This window comes from Aeromicrobium fastidiosum (assembly GCF_017876595.1).
GTDB lineage: Bacteria > Actinomycetota > Actinomycetes > Propionibacteriales > Nocardioidaceae > Aeromicrobium > Aeromicrobium fastidiosum.
The window spans coordinates 1010197-1030518 of the sequence record NZ_JAGIOG010000001.1 but is presented as its reverse complement, the minus strand read 5'-3'; the positions used below and the strand labels follow the sequence as shown (position 1 = coordinate 1030518).

The 20322-nt window shown below is 70.1% G+C and carries 19 protein-coding genes; 14 read left to right on the top strand and 5 right to left on the bottom strand.

What is annotated here, in order from left to right; genetic code table 11:
- Window positions 1-119 precede the first annotated feature (119 nt).
- Complete coding sequence (locus JOF40_RS05065) at window positions 120-557, bottom strand: HNH endonuclease (RefSeq protein ID WP_129180684.1); 438 nt, start codon at window positions 555-557, stop codon at window positions 120-122.
- Window positions 558-708: 151 nt separating this feature from the next.
- Here JOF40_RS05065 and JOF40_RS05060 point away from each other — a divergent pair, with 151 nt between their 5' ends.
- From JOF40_RS05060 to hrpB, 6 genes are all read left to right on the top strand, one after another.
- On the top strand, window positions 709-2337 hold the full coding sequence (locus JOF40_RS05060; RefSeq protein ID WP_246152766.1) for a circularly permuted type 2 ATP-grasp protein: 1629 nt from the start codon (window positions 709-711) through the stop codon (window positions 2335-2337).
- Window positions 2331-3257: an alpha-E domain-containing protein gene (locus JOF40_RS05055; RefSeq protein ID WP_129180682.1), complete on the top strand. Its 927-nt coding sequence runs from the start codon at window positions 2331-2333 to the stop codon at window positions 3255-3257. Before JOF40_RS05060 ends, JOF40_RS05055 begins: the two co-directional genes overlap by 7 nt.
- Window positions 3257-4099: a transglutaminase family protein gene (locus tag JOF40_RS05050; RefSeq protein ID WP_129180680.1), complete on the top strand. Its 843-nt coding sequence runs from the start codon at window positions 3257-3259 to the stop codon at window positions 4097-4099. Before JOF40_RS05055 ends, JOF40_RS05050 begins: the two co-directional genes overlap by 1 nt.
- Before the next feature lie 118 nt (window positions 4100-4217).
- Window positions 4218-4838 carry a CG0192-related protein gene (locus JOF40_RS05045; protein WP_129180678.1) on the top strand — a complete coding sequence of 207 codons (621 nt, stop codon included), beginning with the start codon at window positions 4218-4220 and terminating at the stop codon, window positions 4836-4838.
- 27 nt (window positions 4839-4865) lie between these two features.
- Entirely contained in the window at window positions 4866-5936 is a 1071-nt protein-coding gene (gene mgrA / locus JOF40_RS05040; protein ID WP_129180676.1) for an L-glyceraldehyde 3-phosphate reductase, read from the top strand.
- A 5-nt stretch (window positions 5937-5941) separates the two neighbouring features.
- A complete protein-coding gene (gene hrpB / locus JOF40_RS05035) occupies window positions 5942-8425 on the top strand; it encodes an ATP-dependent helicase HrpB (protein ID WP_246152764.1) in 2484 nt (827 codons plus the stop codon).
- A 19-nt stretch (window positions 8426-8444) separates the two neighbouring features.
- Here the strand turns inward: hrpB and JOF40_RS05030 are convergent, their stop codons facing one another.
- Window positions 8445-9017: a molybdenum cofactor biosysynthesis protein gene (locus JOF40_RS05030; RefSeq protein ID WP_188111683.1), complete on the bottom strand. Its 573-nt coding sequence runs from the start codon at window positions 9015-9017 to the stop codon at window positions 8445-8447.
- A 193-nt stretch (window positions 9018-9210) separates the two neighbouring features.
- On the opposite strand from JOF40_RS05030, the gene JOF40_RS05025 reads away from it, so the two are divergent.
- From JOF40_RS05025 to JOF40_RS05000, 6 genes are all read left to right on the top strand, one after another.
- A complete protein-coding gene (locus JOF40_RS05025; RefSeq protein ID WP_129180674.1) occupies window positions 9211-10197 on the top strand; it encodes a putative endonuclease domain-containing protein in 987 nt (328 codons plus the stop codon).
- Window positions 10198-10426: 229 nt separating this feature from the next.
- The gene (gene rpsF, locus JOF40_RS05020; protein ID WP_119704154.1) at window positions 10427-10717 is read left to right on the top strand and encodes a 30S ribosomal protein S6; all 291 of its coding nucleotides are present in this window, start codon (window positions 10427-10429) and stop codon (window positions 10715-10717) included.
- Window positions 10718-10813: 96 nt separating this feature from the next.
- Entirely contained in the window at window positions 10814-11380 is a 567-nt protein-coding gene (locus tag JOF40_RS05015; RefSeq protein WP_129180672.1) for a single-stranded DNA-binding protein, read from the top strand.
- 33 nt (window positions 11381-11413) lie between these two features.
- Window positions 11414-11650, top strand: a complete 237-nt coding sequence (gene rpsR / locus JOF40_RS05010; protein WP_056604045.1) for a 30S ribosomal protein S18 — start codon at window positions 11414-11416, stop codon at window positions 11648-11650.
- Between the two features lie 9 nt (window positions 11651-11659).
- On the top strand, window positions 11660-12106 hold the full coding sequence (gene rplI / locus JOF40_RS05005; RefSeq protein WP_129180670.1) for a 50S ribosomal protein L9: 447 nt from the start codon (window positions 11660-11662) through the stop codon (window positions 12104-12106).
- Window positions 12107-12177: 71 nt separating this feature from the next.
- Window positions 12178-13884: an ABC transporter family substrate-binding protein gene (locus JOF40_RS05000; protein WP_129180668.1), complete on the top strand. Its 1707-nt coding sequence runs from the start codon at window positions 12178-12180 to the stop codon at window positions 13882-13884.
- On the opposite strand, the gene JOF40_RS04995 is transcribed toward JOF40_RS05000, so the two are convergent.
- Window positions 13881-14570: an alpha/beta hydrolase gene (locus tag JOF40_RS04995; RefSeq protein ID WP_129180666.1), complete on the bottom strand. Its 690-nt coding sequence runs from the start codon at window positions 14568-14570 to the stop codon at window positions 13881-13883. The two genes, JOF40_RS05000 and JOF40_RS04995, sit on opposite strands and share 4 nt — an antisense overlap.
- A gap of 4 nt (window positions 14571-14574) precedes the next feature.
- On the bottom strand, window positions 14575-15894 hold the full coding sequence (locus JOF40_RS04990) for an MATE family efflux transporter (protein ID WP_129180664.1): 1320 nt from the start codon (window positions 15892-15894) through the stop codon (window positions 14575-14577).
- 377 nt (window positions 15895-16271) lie between these two features.
- Between JOF40_RS04990 and dnaB the strand changes: the two genes are divergently transcribed.
- The gene (gene dnaB / locus JOF40_RS04985) at window positions 16272-17684 is read left to right on the top strand and encodes a replicative DNA helicase (RefSeq protein WP_129180662.1); all 1413 of its coding nucleotides are present in this window, start codon (window positions 16272-16274) and stop codon (window positions 17682-17684) included.
- A 62-nt stretch (window positions 17685-17746) separates the two neighbouring features.
- On the top strand, window positions 17747-19435 hold the full coding sequence (locus JOF40_RS04980; RefSeq protein WP_129180660.1) for an RNA-binding domain-containing protein: 1689 nt from the start codon (window positions 17747-17749) through the stop codon (window positions 19433-19435).
- On the opposite strand, the gene JOF40_RS04975 is transcribed toward JOF40_RS04980, so the two are convergent.
- Window positions 19432-20313, bottom strand: a complete 882-nt coding sequence (locus JOF40_RS04975; protein ID WP_129180659.1) for a hypothetical protein — start codon at window positions 20311-20313, stop codon at window positions 19432-19434. The two genes, JOF40_RS04980 and JOF40_RS04975, sit on opposite strands and share 4 nt — an antisense overlap.
- Window positions 20314-20322 lie beyond the last annotated feature (9 nt).

Sequence of the window (20322 nt, the reverse complement as noted above, 5' to 3'; positions counted from 1 at the left end):
CCCGGAAGTTTTCTGGGTGCACCCAGAAAACTGGCACCTCGCCCCGGATGCAACAGGGGCGAGGCGCCAGTTCTCTGGGCGAGGTTGCTCGAGTCGACGACGCGTGCGCCTTGTCGTGCTCAGGCGGGGACCTCGTACTGGGGCTGGCGGGGCACGACGAGCAGGGTCATGCCGGCCTCGGCCGGGGTGCGGTCGGCCTTGCGGTGATTGCACCGGACGCACGCCGCCACGGCGTTCTCCCACGTCAGCGCACCACCACGGCTGCGCGGGATGACGTGGTCGACCGTCTCGGCCTTGCCACCGCAGTAGGCGCACATCTTGTCGCGGGCCTTGATCGCCGACTTGGTGCACAGGTTGGAGCGGCGGTGCATCCACCGGGTCACGACGTAGCGGACGAGTCGCAGCACCTTCGGCACCGGGAACGGTCCGAACGTGCCGACCGCGGCCTCCTCGATCACGGCGACCTCGCGCACCAGCATCTTGATGGCGTGCCGCATCGATACGCGCTGCAGGGGCTCGTAGCTCGCGTTCAGCACGAGCACGTGCGCATCGGACATCCCTGACCGCCTTCCGACGGTAGAACCTGGCCCGAGCCTAGCCGCCCGGACCACGATCCGGGCTGCAACGACAGGATGAACACTTCCGGCCGCGCCCGCGGACGCGGGTCGCTGAAACACGCCGTTAGCAAATCTGTCCTACGGTGAACACGTGGACACCTCTGAGCTCTTCGACGGCTATGGCCCCGTTGCCGGATTTGACGAGATGTTCGAGGGCACCGAGGTCAGGCCCAGCTACGGGCAGGTGCACACGTCGTTCGAGACGATGGGCGCCGACGAGGTGCGCCTGCGGGCCGACTCGCTCGCGTCCTCCTACCTCGAGCAGGGGGTCACGTTCGGCGTCGAGGGCGAGGAGCGGCCGTTCCCGCTCGACATCGCACCGCGCCTGATCGAGGCCGACGACTGGGACCACGTCGAGAAGGGTGTGCGGCAGAGGGTCCTCGCGCTCGAGAAGTTCCTCGCCGACGCCTACGGTCCCGGCGAGCTGTTCGCCGACGGCGTCGTGCCCCGCGACACCGTCGTCACCTCCCCCCACTATCACCGCGTCGTCGCAGGCCTCGAGCCCGCGAACGGCGTGCGCGTGCACGTCGCCGGTGTCGACCTGATCCGCGACGGCAACGGCGACTTCCGGGTGCTCGAGGACAACGTGCGCGTCCCGTCGGGCGTCTCGTACGTCATGACCAACCGTCGTGCGCTGTCGGCCGCGCTGCCCGAGGTGTTCGCCGACCACCGCATCCGCCCGGTGTCCCACTACTCGCAGCAGCTGCTCGCCGCGCTGCGCAAGGCCGCCCCCGCGGGAGTCAGCGATCCCACGGTCGTCGTGCTGACGCCGGGCGTCTTCAACTCCGCCTACTTCGAGCACACGCTGCTGGCCCGGACGATGGGCGTCGAGCTCGTCGAGGGCCGCGACCTCGTGTGCCGCTCGGGCCGCGTGATGATGCGGACGACGCAGGGTCTCGAGCCGGTCCACGTGATCTACCGCCGCATCGACGACGAGTTCCTCGACCCGGTGCAGTTCCGTCCCGACTCGGCCCTCGGCGTGCCCGGCATCATCAACGCGGCCCGCGCCGGCCACGTCACGATCGCCAACGCGGTCGGCAACGGCGTCGCCGACGACAAGCTGCTCTACACGTACGTGCCCGACCTCATCCGCTACTACCTCTCGGAGGAGCCGATCCTGCGCAATGTCGACACGTGGCGCATGGGCGAGGCCGATCAGCGCGAGGAGGTGCTCGACCGGCTCGACGAGCTCGTGCTCAAGCCTGTCGACGGCTCCGGCGGCAAGGGCATCGTGATCGGACCGGCCGCCTCCAAGGCCGAGCTCGACGAGCTGCGCGGCAAGATCCTGCTCGACCCGCGGGCGTGGATCGCCCAGCCGGTCATCTCGCTGTCGACCGTCCCGACCCTGGTGGAGGACGGCATCCGTCCCCGCCACGTCGACCTGCGGCCCTTCGCGGTGCACGACGGCGACGACGTCTTCGTGCTGCCCGGCGGACTCACGCGCGTCGCGCTGCCGGAGGGCGAGCTGATCGTCAACTCCAGCCGCGGCGGCGGCTCCAAGGACACCTGGGTGCTGGCCCGCCCGAGCGACCCGGACGACGAGGGCGAGATCGCACCGACTGCGTCGCCCGTGTCGGGCATCGCGCAGTCGGCCGGCCCGGCGCTCGACACCGACGCCGGGGAGATCCACGTGCAGGAGCAGGAACAGCAGCAACAGCAGATCCTTTCGACAGACCGTCCCCCGAGCTCGTCGACGGGCGAGGAGGAGCCGACATGCTGAGCCGCATCGCCGAGTCGCTGTTCTGGATCGGCCGCTACCTCGAGCGCGCCGACGACACCGCCCGCATCCTCGACGTCCAGATGCAGGTGCTGATCGAGGATCCCGGCATGGACGAGCGCACGTCGTGCGAGCAGCTGCTGTCGGTCATGGGGGTCGAGGGCTACACGGGCAACCCCAACCGCTGGATGATGCTCGACCTGCTGGCGCACAACCCCGACTCGCCGGTGTCGATCGCCGCGGCGATCGGTGCCGCCCGCGAGAGCTCGCGTCGAGCGCGCGAGACCCTGTCGACTGACATCTGGGCTGCGATCAACACGACGTGGCGAGGTCTCAGCACGGCTCGGGCCATGCGTCCGCCGGACATGTTCAACTGGGTGCGCAACCGCACCGCCATGATCTCGGGCATCGCCGACTCGACGATGTCGCGCGACGACGGCTGGCACTTCTACATGCTGGGTCGCAGCATCGAGCGCGTCGACATGACCGCGCGCCTGTTGTCGACTGCGGCGCTCGCATCGGGCCCGCAGGTCGCGTGGCCCACGACGTTGCGCGCGTGCGGTGCGTACGAGAGCTTCATCCGCGCGTACCGCGGCATCGAGGCCGACCGTCAGGCCGCGGAGTTCCTGCTGCTCGACCGCTGGTTCCCGCGATCGATCGTGTCGTCGCTGGCCGAGGCCGAGCGGGCGCTCGGCAACCTGGCGGCGTCCGGTCAGCGCTCGGGCTTCAGCGACGAGGCCCAGCGGCTGCTCGGCCGGGCTCGCACCGAGCTGGAGTACCGGCCCCTGGCCGACATCGTCTTCGACCTGCCGGTCGAGATGGAGCGGTTGCAGCGCAGCTGCGCCGCGGCGAGCGACGCCGTCTCGGCGCGCTACTTCGCCGAGTCCGAGGTCCACACCTGGCGCGGAGGGGTGATGATCTGATGACGTACCAGCTGCGCATCAAGCACACGACGGGATACCACTACGAGAAGGGCGCGATGGCGTCGTTCAACGAGGCCCGCATGACGCCCATGACGACGTCCGAGCAGTACGTCCTGCGGTCGCGGCTCGAGATCTCGCCGGCACCGTGGTCGTACGAGTACCGCGACTACTGGGGCACGACGGTCACGTCGTTCGAGGTGCACGACCCGCATGCCGACCTCACGGTCGTGGCGACCTCGATCGTCGACACGCAGGAGGTGCCGCCCAAGCCGCAGGCCATCGGGTGGGACGACCTGACGCCCGACGTGCAGGACGAGTGGTGCGAGTACCTCGCGCTGTCCAGCTGGGTGGCACCCGCCGACGAGCTCCAGCAGCTGCTCGACCCGATCCGCGCGACGGCCGAGCGTCCCGGCGACTACGCCCTCGCGGTCGTCGAGCTGCTGCACTCCCGCATCGCGTACGTGCCCGGCAGCACCGAGGTGACGACCTCTGCGGCCGACGCCTGGGCGGCCCAGACCGGTGTCTGCCAGGACTTCGCGCATCTCAGCCTGGGCGCGCTGCGGTCAGCAGGCATCCCCGCGCGCTACGTCTCCGGCTACCTCCACCCGTCGCGCGACCCCGTCGTCGGCGAGACCGTCGAGGGCGAGTCGCACGCCTGGATCGAGTGGTGGGACGGCGAGTGGGTGGCCTGGGATCCGACCAATGCGATCGCCCCCGGACCCCGCCACGTCGTGGTCGCCAAGGGACGCGACTACGGTGACAGCCCGCCCCTGCGCGGCATCTTCTCGACCGCGGGCGGCTCCGAGCTGTTCGTCGGGGTCGAGATCACCCGCCTGCGCTAGCCGCACCCCCGTTCCCGCGAGTGGTGCGGACTGGACGTTCCGGGACGGCGTGTCTGTCCACGCCGCACCAGTCGAGGTCGGGTTCGCACCACTCGCGGGGGTGCCGCAGGATGAGCACATGGCCCTCATCCACGCTGCCGAGATCCGTCCGAGCAAGATCGAGCTGATCCGCACCTGGGCCCCCACCCAGCCGTGGTTCACAGGCGACGACCTCGGCCTCGAGCAGGTAGCGGCCTATCGCTTCGACGACCCCGACGACGAGGTCGGCATCGAGACGATCCTGGTGCGGTCGGGCGACGGGCCGGTGCTCCAGATCCCGCTGACGTATCGCGGTGCGCCGCTCGCAGGTGCCGACGAGTGGCTCATCTCGACGATGGAGCACACCGTGCTGGGCGACCGGTGGGTGTACGACGCATGCGGCGACCCCGTCTACGCCGCAGCCCTCGCGACCACGATCCTCGCTGGGGGCTCCGAGGCATCCGTCGAGCGCGACACCGACGGCGAGCGTGCGCCGGTCGAGCCGTCCATGCGGGTCACCGGCAGCGGTTCGTCGACCGATGTCGGGACGGTCGGGCTCGTCGACGTCCGCGACCTCGACGGCGCCACGCTGGTCGTGACGTCGGTGGCCGACATCGAGCTGCTGCGCGTCGTGGGTGACTCGTGGGCGATGGGCGGCGAGACGCTGAGCGGCACCTGGCCCGGTCGCGAGGGCTCCGTCCTGCTCGCCGCCGCGCGTTGACATGACCCCACGGATAGCGTGAACCACATGACCGAAGAGCGCTACTACGCCGACCGCGTGCCCGACATCCACCGCCCCTACGTCGCTGCCGACGACCGCTACCAGCAGCTCGACTACCGCCGCGTCGGCACGTCGGGGCTCCTGCTGCCGCCCATCTCGCTGGGCCTGTGGTGGAACTTCGGCGACAACCGTCCGTTCGACACCCAGCGCGAGGTGCTGAGGCACGCCTTCGACAGCGGCATCACGCACTTCGACCTGGCCAACAACTACGGTCCGCCGTATGGCTCGGCCGAGGAGAACTTCGGTCGCATGATGCGCACCGACTTCAAGCCGTACCGCGACGAGCTGATCCTGTCGAGCAAGGCCGGCTGGGACATGTGGCCGGGGCCGTACGGCAAGCTCGGCTCGCGCAAGTACCTGCTCTCGAGCCTCGACGCGTCGCTCGAGCGGATGAGCGTCGACTACGTCGACATCTTCTACTCGCACCGGGTCGACCCCGGCACGCCGCTGGAGGAGACCATCACGGCGCTCGACACCGCGGTGGGCCAGGGCAAGGCGCTCTACGCCGGCATCTCGTCGTACTCGCCGGAGCGGACGGCCGAGGCCGTCGCGATCGCCCGCGACCTCGGCACGCCGCTGATCATCCACCAGCCGTCGTACTCGATGCTCAACCGCTGGGTCGAGGGCGGACTGCTGACGGTGCTCGACGAGCACGGCCTCGGTGCGATCGGCTTCTCGCCGCTGGCGCAGGGCCTGCTGACCGACCGCTACCTCGGCGACGAGCCGGTCGAGCGCAAGGGCGACCGCGGCAGCTTCGACGACTCGGTGCTCACGGACGAGAACCTCGACCGCCTGAAGGGGCTGGCCGACATCGCGCAGCAGCGCGGTCAGTCGCTCGCGCAGCTCGCGATCTCGTGGATCCTGCGACCGGGCGGGGTCACCTCAGCGCTGATCGGCGCGTCGTCGGTCGAGCAGCTCGACGAGAACCTCGCGGCGGCGAAGCAGATCGACTTCACCGATGACGAGCTCGCGGCGATCGACGAGTTCGCCGGCACCGCCGAGGGCGTCGACCTCTGGAAGGTCTCGGCCGACCTCTGACCACCGTGCCCCCGACGACCGGGATCCAGCGTCTGCTCGACAGCCCGCCCGACCTCCCGGTTGTCGGCGGGCTGCCGGCGCTGACGGCGGCGTTGCGGGCGCAGGGAGTCGCGGTCGTCCAGGCCCCGCCGGGCACCGGCAAGACGACGCTCGTGCCGCCGGCGGTGGCTGCGCTGGCCACCGGCGGACGCATCGTGGTGACGCAGCCGCGGCGCATAGCAGCCCGGGCGGCGGCGCGACGACTCGCGGGCCTGCTGGGCGAGCGCGTGGGCGAGACCGTAGGCCACACGGTGCGCGGAGACCGGGCGGTGGGTCCGGACACGCGCATCGAGTTCGTGACGACGGGAGTGCTGCTGCGCAGGCTCCAGCGCGATCCCGAGCTGCCCGGCGTCGCGGCCGTCGTCCTCGACGAGGTGCACGAGCGTCAGCTCGACGCCGATCTGGTGCTCGCCTTCCTCGTCGACGTGCGGGCGACGGTGCGCGACGACCTGCTGCTCGTCGCGATGTCGGCGACGGTCGAGGCCGAGCGGCTGGCGGCGGTGCTCGACGCCCCGGTCGTGGACGTGCCCGGTTCGCTGCATCCCGTGACGCAGCACTGGTCGCCCCCGCCACCGGGCGTCCTGCCGACGGACGAGCGCGGGGTGCCACCGCGCTTCCTCGACCACGTCGCGGCGACGGTCCGGCAGGCGCTGGCCGCCGATGACGGCGACGCCCTGGTGTTCGTGCCGGGGGTCGGCGAGGTCGACGGAGTCATCCGCCGGCTGGCCGGTTTCGCCGACGTCGACGTGCTGCCCCTGCACGGACGCTTGCCCGCGCGCGAGCAGGACGCCGCCCTGGCGAGCGGGGCACGTCGCCGCGTCGTGGTGTCGACCGCCGTGGCGGAGTCGTCGCTGACCGTGCCGGGCGTGCGCATCGTCGTCGACGCCGGGTTGTCGCGGGAGCCCCGCACCGACCAGGTGCGGGGCCTGCCGTCGCTCGTGACGGTGCGGGTGAGCCGGGCGGCCGCCGAGCAGCGGGCCGGCCGCGCCGGCCGCGAGGGTCCTGGCGCGGTGCACCGGTGCTGGGCGCGCGCCGACCACGGCCACCTCGCGGCGCACCCGGCACCCGAGATCGCGGTCGCCGACCTCACGGGCTTCTGCCTCGAGCTCGCGGCGTGGGGCGACAGCGACGGGTCGGGGCTCGCACTGCTCGACCGCCCACCGCCGCTGGCGTTCGAGACCGCGCGGCAGACCTTGGTCGAGCTGGGTGCCGTCGATGCGAGCGGTGCGATCACGGCCCGAGGACGCGCGATGGCCCAGGTGCCTGCCGATCCCCGCCTCGCCCGTGCCCTCCTCGACGGCGCGGAGGCCGTCGGAGCCCGCCGGGCCGCCGAGGTCGTCGCCCTGCTCGACGACGACGTCCGCGCCCCCGGCGGAGACCTCGTCGCGGCACTGCGCGCGCTGCGCCGGGGCGGCCCTGCGTCCCGTTCGTGGTCGGATGCCGTGGCACGGCTCGAGTCGCTGCTCCCGTCCCGTCCGCCGCGCACCGAGCTCACCGACGACCTCGCGGTCGGCACCGTCGTGGCGCTCGCCCACCCGGGACGCATCGCGCGTCGCCGCCCGGGCGGCACGTCCTACCTCATGGTGTCGGGCACGGGCGCGTCGTTCCGCGCCGCTGACCCGGCGCTGGCAGGCGTCCCGTGGATCGCGATCGCTGACGCCGAACGACGTCCGGGCGCGCGCGACGCGACGATCCGCTCGGCCGCTCCCATCGACGAGGACATCGCCCTCGACGCGGCGTCCGGCACGTGGCTCGAGGCCGACGAGATCGCCTGGACGCAGGGCCGCATCGTGGCGCGACGGGTCACCCGGCTCGGGGCGATCGAGCTGTCGGCCGTCACGGTGCCCGACCCTCCTCCCGAGGCCGTCGCGGCGGCGGTCGCCGAGGGGCTGTCGCGGGACGGGCTCGCAGCGCTTCCGTGGAGCGAGGCCGCCGGTGCGCTGCGTCGCCGCATGGCGTTCCTCCACGATGCAGTCGGCGAGCCGTGGCCCGATGTCGGCGACGAGGCGCTGCTCGCCGGCATCGACACGTGGCTGGGTGCCGACCTCGCCCGGGTGCGCGGGAGCCGCGACCTGGCGCGTCTCGACGTCCTCGGTGCGCTGCGCCGTCTCCTCCCCTGGCCTGCTGCCGGCCGGTTCGACGAGCTGGCACCCGAACGGGTGGCGGTGCCGAAGGGGCCCGCGGTGCGGGTCGAGTACGGCCCGACGGGCACCGAGCAGCCCGTGCTGGCGGTGCGACTGCAGGACGCCTTCGGGTGGACGGCGACGCCGCGGCTCGCCGACGGACGGGTGCCGCTGCTGCTCCACCTGCTGACGCCGGCCCGTCGCCCCGCGGCCGTGACGGCCGATCTCGAGTCGTTCTGGGCCGGGCCCTACCGGCAGGTGCGTGCCGAGCTGCGCGGCCGGTATCCCAAGCACGCCTGGCCCGAGGACCCGTCCGTCAGGCCATGACCGATCAGCCAGTCAACGATCAGGCCGTGGGGGCCCGGCGCACCTGACGGGTCAGCTCGTCCTGCGGGATCGGCACGACGTCCGTGACGGTGGCCGGACCGATCGACAGCTGTCCGTCGTCCAGCGGCTCGCAGCGGATGCCGGCGTGTCCGCGGAGCGCCTGGTGCGATCCCGGGGCGAAGACCTCGTTCATCCACGCGCAAGGATTGGCCGGGGTGATCGACCGGAACCGGATCGGTCCGTGGCCGCCGTCGAGGGTGAACGTGCACCGCACCAGCGCATCGACGTCGAGGCCACGCGTGACGATGTTGCGGCGGGCGAGCACGGGGTCGAACGGCGTGTTCTCGGCCGGGAAGAGGCCGTCGCCGGCGACCTGGGTCTCGAGCTGCTCGATCTTCTCGGCCGCGATGATCGTCACCGAGGCGTACGTGAACCGGGTGTTGAAGTAGCGGTCGCCGAGCAGGCCCTTGTGCGCCCGCACCTTGACGGTGGCCGGTGTCTCGTCGCCGTCGTAGGGCGTCATCCCGTCGCGGGGGCGTCCGTCCATGCGACGCACCGGCGAGACCACCAGGTGCTCGATCGCGATCTCCACCCCCGCAGCCTAGACACCAACACCTTTCCGCGAGTGGTGCGGAGTGGACAGTCCGAGACGGCGTGTCGGTCCACGCCGCACCACCCGAGACCGTGAACGCACCACTCGGCGCGTTCTGTGGACGGCGCGCGGACGTCCACAGGCGTCGGACGACCTCTGGCCGGAACCTCCGCCGTCGGCGGATCGTCGCGGAATGGACCCGATCCTCCACCGCGCCGCCGAGGCGCACGGCTTCACGTCCCGCACCCTGCGTCGCTCCTCGAGCTTCATCCATCCCGTGCGGGGCGTGGCCCAGCTCGCGTCGAGCGCCGACGACCTCGCGTCGACGTGCCGGGCGGTGGCGCAGGTGCTGCCCGCCACCACCGTGTTCACGCATGTCACCAGCGCCCAGCTGCGCGGGTGGTGGATGCCGATGGCCGACAGCTTCCCGGTCGTGGCGTGCACCGACGGCGAGACGACGCACCACGACCGCCGCGGCGTGTACGTCCGGCGGTGTGACGTCCCGCCCGGGCACCGGCACGCGCTGGGAGACATCGCGGTCGCGTCGCCGGAGTGGACGATCGTCGAGCTGTCCGAGCACCTGGCCCTGCTCGACCTGGTGGCGGTCATCGACAGCGCGCTGCACCTCGGTCACACGACGGTCGACGCGATCCGCGCGACGATGCGGCGCGGCCGGCGGGGCGTCCGGGTGCTTCGCCGCGCCCTCGACCTGTGCGACGGACGCAGCGAGTCGTGGTGGGAGACGATGCTGCGGCTCGTGCACGTCCTCTCGGGCTTCGAGGTCGACCCCCAGGAGCGCGTCCTCAACGCGGCTGGTGTCGAGATCGCCCGGGTTGACCTGCGTGTCCGCGGCACCAGGCGGGTCGCCGAGTACGACGGTGCCGGTCACCGCGAGAGATCGCAGCACCAGGACGACCTGCGACGCGAGAAGGCGCTCAACCGCGAGGGTCTCGAACGCTACGGATACGTCGCCACCGAGATCGTCCGTGGTGCGCGGCAGATCGTGCGCGACGCCGAGGACGCGACCGGACGCCCGCACGTCGACTCCCGCGCCGATCCGTGGCTGGCCGAGGCGAGGCTCGCCAGCATCACCCTCTCGGGACGGGCTGCCCTGGCCAGACGCCTCGAGAAGCTGACCCGCGAGACGTCCCAGCGGGTCGCACGTCGTGCGGCCTCATGACGTCGAGTGCTGCGTTCTGGGTCTCGAGTGCTGGCGATTGGTCAGACACGCCGTCTCGGAGTGTCCACTCGGCACCACTCGCGGGACCACACTCGGCACCACTCGCGGGATACGGGGCGCGATTTCCCTCGGACGTCGCCGGTCCCGTAGACTTGGGCGGTTGCTGTTCGGCAACCACTCCTGCTACGGAATCCCCGTAGCCGTTTAGTCCGAAGGAGACTGAATGTCACTGCGCCCGTACGAAGTCATGATCATCCTCGATCCTGATCTCGAAGAACGTACCGTCGCCCCCAGCCTGGACACGTACCTCAACGTCGTGCGCCAGGACGGCGGCTCCGTCGACGAGGTCGACGTGTGGGGCAAGCGCCGTCTTGCCTACGAGATCAACAAGAAGAACGAGGGCATCTACGCCGTCGTCCAGCTCAAGGCCGAGCCCGCCACGGTCAAGGAGCTCGATCGCCAGCTCGGACTCAACGAGTCCGTGGTGCGTACCAAGGTCACACGTCCCGACGTGAAGTAGGCCTGACCCGTTCCCGATGTGGACGAGCGCTATCGCTCTCGCCCGCACTGCGGAACACTCGAGCCAGACACCCACACACCTGAAAGGCTGCGCCCCATGGCAGGCGAAACGATCATCACCGTCATCGGCAACCTGACCGACGACCCGGAGCTCAAGTTCACTCCTTCGGGCGCCGCAGTTGCCAACTTCACCGTCGCGTCGACGCCTCGTACCCTCGACCGTCAGACGAACGAGTGGAAGGACGGCGAGGCTCTGTTCATCCGCTGTGCCGCATGGCGCCAGCTCGCCGAGAACGTCGCCGAGTCGTTGCAGAAGGGTCAGCAGGTCATCGTCCAGGGCCCGCTGAGCATCCGCAACTACGAGCGCCAGGACGGATCCCGTGGCACGAGCGTCGAGATGACGGTCAACGAGATCGGTCCCTCGCTGCGCTTCGCCACGGCCAAGGTCACCCGCGCCAACCGCTCCGGCGGTGGCGGCGGAGGTGGCTTCGGCGGCGGCAACGGCGGCGGAGGCGGAGGCAACCAAGGTGGTGGCTACGGCGGAGGCAACTCCGGCGGAGGTGCACCGGCACCCGCGAACGACCCCTGGTCGTCGCAGCCGGCGCAGGGTGGGTCTGGTTCATGGGGTGGAAGCTCCGGCGCGTCCGAAGAGCCCCCCTTCTAACCACTCACGTCATTCACGAATCACAGGAGCAACATGGCTAAGCCAGTCGTCCGCAAGCCGAAGAAGAAGAGCAACCCGCTCGCCGCGGCCAAGGTCACCGACATCAACTACAAGGACACCGCGCTGCTGCGCAAGTTCATCTCGGACCGCGGCAAGATCCGCGCGCGCCGCGTCACGGGTGTCACCGTCCAGGAGCAGCGTCTCATCGCCAAGGCCATCAAGAACGCCCGCGAGATGGCACTGCTTCCCTACACGACCACCGGCCGTTAAGGGGTATCGATGAAGCTCATCCTCACGCACGAGGTCACGAACCTCGGCGCCCCCGGCGACATCGTCGACGTCAAGGACGGCTACGGCCGCAACTTCCTGCTGCCCCGCAACTTCGCCATCCGGTGGAGCAAGGGTGCTGCCAAGCAGGTCGAGTCGATCAAGGCGGCGCGTGACGCACACGCCGTCCACGACCTCGAAGAGGCCAAGAGCATCAAGGGCAACCTCGAGTCGAACCCGATCAACGTGCCGGTTCGCTCCGGCGCGGGCGGACGCCTGTTCGGCGCCGTCACGGTCTCCGACATCGCCGACGCCCTCGGCGAGGCCGGTGCCAAGGTCGACAAGCGTCGCATCGAGGTCGGCAACCCGATCAAGTCGCTCGGAGCCCACGAGGTGTCCGTCCGCGTGCACCCCGAGGTCAGCGCCCGGGTCAAGCTCAACGTGGTCGCCTCCAAGTAGTCCCCTCGACGGGTCGACCCGCTGAGCCATCGGCTCGGCGGTGTCGGCCCGTTGTCGGTGGCACACGCGTCATGCGATCCCTCCTCGCCGCAGCGGCGTCGTCCCTCCTCGCCGGGAGCCTCGTGCTCTCCGGCTGCTCGGTGCTGTCCGGGGGCGATGACAAGACGGCTCCCGAGCCGACCGCAACCAAGGCCCCGGTCACCGCGCTGCCGAGCACGGCCTGGAAGCAGGCCGACGCCGCCGAGGTGTCGCAGGGCGGCACCCTGAGGCTGGCGGCCTCGGCCCTGCCGACCAACTTCAACCCGCTGCAGTCCGACTCCGCCGAGTCCGATGCGGCCGAGATCCTCGCGCCCACGACAGGCAGCGCCGTCCGCACGACCGCCGACGGAGGCTGGGAGGTCGACCCCGACTACGCCGAGTCGGTCGAGGTCGTCGACGACAGCCCACTGACGGTCGAGGTCGAGCTCAACCCGGACGCGGTGTGGGAGGGCGGCACCTCCATCACCGCCAAGGACATGATCGCGTTCTGGAAGGCCCAGAACGGCTCCGACGAGGCCTACCAGGTCATCTCGACGGCCGGCTACGACGCGATCTCGAACGTCGTGCAGGGCGACGACACGTTCTCGTACACCGTCACGTTCTCGACGCCCACGGCCGAGTGGCCGCAGTACGTCTACCCACGGCTGGCGTCCAACGTCTCGTCGTCGCCCCAGCTGTTCAACGAGGCCTTCCGCACCCGCGCGATCTCGTCCAACGGCCCCTTCGTGGTGTCGTCGATCGACCGCGACGCGGGTGTCGTGACGCAGAAGCCCAATCCGCGGTGGTGGGGCGACAAGCCCAAGCTCGACGAGATCACCTGGAACATCGGCGATCCCGAGCTGCAGGCCGAGGCCTACGTCAACGACGAGCTCGACGCCGTCGACCTGCAGGCCTCGACGTATCGCATCGCCCGCGGCACCGGCACCGTCCAGCGAGCCGCCGGCGTGGAGTGGTCGCAGATCACCCTCAACGGCGGTCGCGGGCCGTTGGCCGACGTCAAGGTCCGCCGTGCCGTGGCCCGGGCGATCGACCGGACGCCCATCGCCGCCACGTCGGCCAAGGCCCTGGGCGCACCGGCTGCGCCCCTCGGCAGCCTGCTGCTCGTCCCGGGGCAGAAGGGCTACGTCGACTCGTCCGCCGAACTCGGCTACGACCCCGCCGCCGCCCGCCAGCTGCTGGTCGACGCCGGCTACGTCGAGGGTGCCGACACGATGTTCGCCAAGGACGGCAAGCCGCTCGAGCTGACGCTGCCCGTCCCCGCCGACACGCCGGTCAACAATGCACGCGCCAAGGCGATCGCCGCGGACCTCCGTGACGTCGGCATCGCGGTGACCCTTCGCCCCGTGCCGGCGGACACCTTCTTCGACGACGTCGTGATCCCGCTCGACTTCGACCTCGTGACCTTCGTGCGGCGTGCCTCGGCGTTCCCGCTGACCCCGGCCAAGCCGCAGTACTTCCCGCTCGACTCGGCCGAGAACTACACCGGCATCGGCACCGCGCGGTTCGGCACCGGCTTCGACACCGTGCTCGGCACGCTCGACGACGACCTGCGGCTCAAACGGGTCGCCAAGCTCGACGAGTGGCTGTTCGAGGACGTCCCGGTGGTGCCGTTGGCGGTCACGCCGATCGCGATGGGCGTCCGGCCGCGGGTCCTCAACTACGGGGCGGCGCAGTTCGAGCAGCCCGACTGGACGACCGTCGGCTTCGCGCCGAAGTCCGCGGCGAAGAAGAACGACTAGCCGACCGCGTCGAGCACGATCGTCGCGACGTGTCCGAGCGCGGTCAGCGCCGCGGCGTCGGTCGACGGCAGGTACTGCTCGGTGCGCGGGTGGTAACGGGCCCCGACGACGCCGCCGTGATCGGTGTCGACCGCGTGCAGGCTCGTCGACCACCCGGCGGCGCGCAGCCTGAGCTCCAGCCCGCCCACCACGTCAGGGGGTGTCACGGTGTCGGCCGTGCCGTAGACGACGTCGACGCGACACCGTCCCTCACCCGGCGGCAGCGGCGTCGGCAGGCGAGACCCCGAGATGGGGTCGACCACGTGCGGCGATCCTGCCGGTGCGACCAGCACGACTCCGCCGAGGTCGATGCCGAGCCGCTTGGCGTGCACCGCCAGGCTCACCGCGGCCGTGCCGCCCAGCGACCAGCCGACGACCACGAGGTCGTCGGGGTCGAGCCCGTGGAGGGCCGCGGTGTCGCGGGCGTGACGCACGGACGACAGCAGGTCGCTGCGGCCACCGTCGGCGGCGGTGGGGTCCCAGTCGACGGCGAGGGCCATGGCGCCGCCATCGGCCAGCCGGCGCGCCAGGGGCAGCAGGCACGATCCGTGGTCGACGCTCATGCCGTGCCAGAGCAGGACGATGCCCCGCTCGGGGTGGCCGATGACCTCGACGTGGCGGCCCGGCCCGTACTCCTGGGTCGTCATGCGATCAGTGTGCCGAACGGTTCGCGCCGAGCAGCATCCAGGTGTCGCCGCGCTGCCGCCGCCAAAGTGTCGCGAGACGTGCGGTGATGAAGCCTCCGTACGCGACCCACAGCCATGTGAACCCGGCTCCCGTGGCACCCACCAGCACCACCAGCGGGACGTAGACGACGAGCGTCGCGAGGCCGGCCAGGGCCAGGTAGGTGCCGTCGCCCGCGCCGATCAGGACACCGTCCAGCACGAACACCACCCCTGAGAGCGGCTGGACGGCCGCGACCACGAGCAGGGCCGGCACGAGTGCGCTGCGAACGGCCGGGTCGGACGTGAACAGGTGCGGGATCCAGGGTGCCGCGACGGCCAGTGTCACGGCGGCCACGAGACCCGTGCCGACGCCCCACCGGATCATCCGCCGGGTGAGCTCCCGGGTGCCGGCAGCATCACCCGCGCCGAGCGTGCGGCCGGTGAGTGTCTGCGCGGCGATCGCGATGGCGTCGAGGGCGAAGGCGAGGAACGCCACGATCGTCGCGGCGACCTGGTGGGCGGCGAGCTGCACGTCGCCGAGACCCGCAGCCACGAGAGCGGCCAGCACGACCGCCACCCGCAGGGTCAGGGTGCGCACGACGAGCGGGACGCCCTGCGCGGCGGCGGCGAGGATCTCGGCGATGCGCGGTCGCACCGACGCCCGCGCGGGGCGCGCGCGGCGGACGACAGCCGTCACGAGCCACGTCGCGGCGAGCCACTGGGCCATGACGGTGCCGGTGGCGGCACCGCGCACGCCGAGATCGAGGCCGTACACGAGCACCAGGTTGAGGACGATGTTGAGCACGTTCGCCACGATCGTGGCGACGAGCGGCGTGCGCAGGTCGAGCACTCCGCGCAGGGCGCCCGTGGCGGCCAGCAGCAGGAGCATCGCCGGCACTCCGAGCGCCGACACCAGCAGGTAGTCGCGGGCGTGGGAGGCGACAGCGGGTGAGCTCGACAATTCGTCCGCGAGCGTCCCGCTGGTCGCCGCGACGATCGCACCCAGCCCGACGCCGAGACCGACCGCCAGCCACAACGAGCTGACCGCGAGCCCGTAGGCGGCGCGCTCGTCACCGGCTCCATGGTGCCGAGCGACGCTTGCGGTGCTCCCGTAGGCCAGGAACACGCACAGGCCGACGACGGTGCCGAGGACGACCGAGGCGGCGGCGAGCCCGCCCAGCTGCGGGGTGCCGAGGTGGCCGATGATCGCGGTGTCGGCGAGGAGCATGAGGGGCTCGGTCACGAGCGCGAAGAAGGCAGGCACTGCCACCGCGACGATGCGCCGATCGACCTCGTTCAACAGCATCGTGCGGGCCTCTCCGAAAGTGTCCAGCGGGTGACGAGTGACCAAAGTGACGGGGTTTGTCGACAAGTCTATGAACAGGCGGCGGTGGACGACCGAGTCATGAAAACTATTTTGTCTCCACATCGAACAAAAGGAGTTTCCGCAGGTCAGAGCGTGTTCGGCCGGAAAAGATTTTTGGTTGTCCACATGTTCGTCCACCGGCTGTGCACATGGCCGCGCGGCGTTTTCCACACCTGGAGGGCAGTTGCGCACAGGGTGTTCCGGGACCGTGTTGGACAGCCGGATCGACAGGCCTAGTGTGACGGGTCGGTGTTTGTCGGTGGCGACAGCAAGGGTTGTCGACATCGGGTGGTACGGGAGAAAAGGTGGGCTCATCGGTGAGTGTGGCGGACCTCTACGAGGCAGGCCCCGGGCCCGGCGAAGACCCCGGATCAGGGCGCGTCCCACCCCAGGACATCGCGGCCGAGCAGAGCGTCCTCGGTGCGATGCTGATCAGCAAGAACGCGATCGATCCGGCTGCCGACATCCTCCAGGGCCGCGACTTCTACCGTCCCGCCCACGAGCTGATCTTCGACATCATCGTCGACCTCGCCAACCGAGGTGAGCCCGCCGACGCCATCACGGTCGCCGCCGAGCTGCAGCGACGCGGCGAGGTCGGACGCATCGGCGGCGCGCCCTATCTGCACGATCTCGTGCAGACCGTGCCCATCGCGTCCAACGTCGACTTCTACGCCCACATCGTCCGTGAGAAGGCCGTGCTCCGCCGGCTCGTGCAGGTCGGTCAGCGCATCGCGCAGATGGGGCAGGCGCAGGAGGGCGAGCTGTCCGAGATCGTCGACCGCGCTCAGGCCGAGGTGCTCGACGTCGACGGCACCAGCCAGGCCGAGGACTACCGGCTGGTCTCCGAGCTCATGCCGCTCACGATCGACGAGATCGAGGAGATCCAGGGCCGCGACGGCACCCTCTCGGGCGTGCCCTCGGGCTTCCCCGATCTCGACAAGTTCACGACGGGCTTCCGCGCCGGCCAGATGATCGTCGTCGCCGCCCGTCCGGGTGTCGGCAAGTCGACGCTCGGGCTCGACTTCGTGCGGTCGGCAGCCATCCGGCACCAGATCCCGTGCGCGATCTTCTCCTTGGAGATGACAGGCGCCGAGATCGCGATGCGCATGCTGTCGGCCGAGGCGCGCGTCAGCATCGGGCACATGCGCGGTGGCGGCATGCACCAGCGCGACTGGGACGCCATCACCAAGGCGATGCCGCGGGTCAACTCCGCGCCGATCATCGTCGACGACAGCCCCAACATGACGATGCCCGAGATCCGGTCCAAGGCGCGGCGCATCAAGAAGCAGCACGGTCTGGGCTTCATCGTCATCGACTACCTGCAGCTCATGACATCGGGCAAGCGGGTCGAGAACCGTCAGGTCGAGGTCTCGGAGTTCTCCCGCAACATCAAGCTCCTGGCCAAGGAGCTCGAGTGCCCCGTCGTTGCGATCAGCCAGCTGAACCGTGGCTCCGAGCAGCGCACCGACAAGACGCCGCAGATCTCCGACCTGCGTGAGTCGGGCTCGATCGAGCAGGATGCCGACATCGTGCTGCTGCTCAACCGTCCCGACGCCCAGGGCGCCGGCGAGTCCGACCGTCCGGGCGAAGCCGACATCATCATCGCCAAGAACCGCTCGGGCCCGACCAACAAGATCGCCGTCAGCTTCCAGGGTCACTACTCACGGTTCACGCCGATGGCCCGTGACGCCGAGCCCCCGGCCGTCGCCGCCGGCGAGTTCTTTGGTTGACAGTTATCAACACGATAAGTCGGACTACCGCTAAGTGGTCAAAACTTTGATAATATGCTGTCATGGCGGTAAGGACCTTTGAACTTGCCGGGGCCGGCGAGTCACTGTCGGTCGAGTTCAAGCGGGGTCGACCTGCTCCGAATGACCGCACGTTGATCGAAGCGGCTGTCTGCATGGCCAACGGTCCTGGCGGCTCCATTCTCGTGGGAGTTGACGATGACGGGACTGTGACCGGGACCCCTCCGCGCCATGGGGCGGCGACGAACCCCACCTTGGTCGAGGCATTGATCCTCAATCGCACGAACCCCTCGCTCGTCTGCGCCGTTACAGTCGAAACAGTGCCCGAGGGCGAGGTCATCATCATCGACGTGCCGCCCGCTCAGACCGTGACGGGAACCAAGGACGGGGTGTACAAACGTCGATCGCTGAAGGTCGATGGCTCTCCGGAGTGCGTGCCGTACGAGCCGATGGAGATGTGGTCGCAGCAGTTTGTCCTCTCCGGCCAGGACTACGCCGATGTCGAGGCCCGTTCTGCGACGCTCGATGATCTCGATCCCGCCGAGTTCGAGCGGTTTCGGACGATGGCGGGTCGGCCGGGCGGCGACCAGTCGATCGCGAAGCTCTCCGACCAGGATCTGGGACGTGCGCTCGGAGTTCTGCGAAGCGGGGGCGTTGCCGATCACACGGTGACACTCGGTGGGATCCTGCTGTTCGGGCGAGAGGCGTCGCTGCGGCGGTTCGTACCCAACGCCGAGGCGGCCTTCGTCGAGCTCAACGGGTTGAAGGTGTCGGTCAACGATGACTTCGCCAGACCCCTGCTCAGAAGTGCTGAGGAGCTGTTTGCGGCCGTGCAGTCGCGGAACGCGGAGAGCGAGATTCAATGGGGTCTTCATCGACTCGCAGTGCAGCGAATTCCGCAGATCGCGGTCCGCGAAGCAGTCGCTAACGCCATGGTTCACCGCGACTACGCCGAACGAGGAATGACGCGAGTGCAAATCGACCGGCAGCTCCTGACTGTCGAAAGCCCTGGAGGATTCCCTCCTGGAGTCACGCGGGACAACCTGCTCTCGACGTCGAGGCCCCGGAGTAGGACGTTGGCCGACGCGTTCAAACGAGCGGGTATCGTCGAAAGATCCGGTCGCGGGGTCGGGTTGATGTTTGATGCGCTGTTGCGTACGGGGCGCGCTGAACCGGACTACTCGAGGTCGACGGATCGATCCGTGACGGTCTCGTTCGAGATATCGGAAGTGGACCTCGAGATGACTAGGTTCATCCTGCAGCGCGAAGATGAGACCCAGCGCGAGTTCTCGCTGGACGAGTTGCGAGTTCTGCACGAGCTACGGACGTACGGCACGTTGCAGACCAGTGAGATTGTCGATGCGCTTCACCTCGACGACCAGCGGGCCCGGCTGTCATTGGCCGGTCTGGTCGAGCAGGGGCTGGTCGAATCCAGGGGTGTGGGTCGCGGTCGGCGCCATCATCTGACAGCCGCTTTCTACCGATTGAGCGAGGACGACTCGGCCTACATCCGGGTGCGGGGGACAGAGCCTCTCCAGCACGAGCAGATGGTGATCAACTATGTGACCGAGTATGGATCGATCGTCCGGTCCGTTGCGGCAGACCTGTGCATGCTCGATGGCCCGCAGGCGAGCAAGCTTCTCCAACGCATGCGGGCCGCGGGACTCCTGGAGCAGCTGGGCGAACGGAGAACCGCCAGGTACGTCCTCCCGGGCTCGCGGCCAGGTTCCTAGCGTCCGAAGGTGCCGGCCGAGTCGACCGTCGCGGCGGGATCGGACGCGCTCTCGGCGCGCATCGTGAAGTCGAGCTCGTAGCCCTCGGTGTTGTCGGACGCCAGCGACGTATCGGTGAAAGTGCGGGTGATCTCGGTCGCCTGCTCGCTCGTGACGTGGTTGACGAAGACCTCGGGGTAGCGCTCGCCCGAAGCGGCGGCCTCGACCGCGAAGCTCCCGTCGGGGTAGCGGTCGGACGCCCGCGCGATCGCCTCGAGCTGGGCGGTCGTGACCCGTCGGGGCTCGTCCATGATCCGTAGCCGGTCGTCGCCCGCGTGCACGTTGCCGCCCTCGTCCCAGGCAGGGCTCGCCCGGAGCCTCGGGACGAGTGCGACGACATCGGCCACCTCGCCGACCTCGATGTAGGGCGTGCCGCCGGCGAAGGATGCGCTGGTGACCCCCGGCAGGGACGCGAGCGCGAAGGCGTCGGCCACGTCCTGTCCGGCGGACTCGTCGACGGTCGGATAGATCTCCACCTGCACCGACGACGATCCGGGTTCGCCCACGTACAGCTGCGACGTCCACCGCGACGCCGCTCTCTTGCGGTGGCGCTCGGCGAACGCCCGGGCGTCGTCGGCCACCTCGCCCGCCTGTGCGGCGGTGGCACCGGCGTCCATCACGACCGCGACGTCGACCGTGCCCTCGGTCGGTGACTCGCTGACCTCGATGCGATCGACCGCCTGTCCACCGGCCAGCTCGCCGTCGGCCAGCTCCTGGACCGAGGGTGGTTCCTCGTCGCCGGCGGAGCCTCCCGTGCACGCTCCCACGAGCGTCAGGAGCGCGATGACGACGGCCGTGCCGAGCGGTCGGTGCCGGAACTGGTGGTGGTGCAGGCGCATGGACGCAGG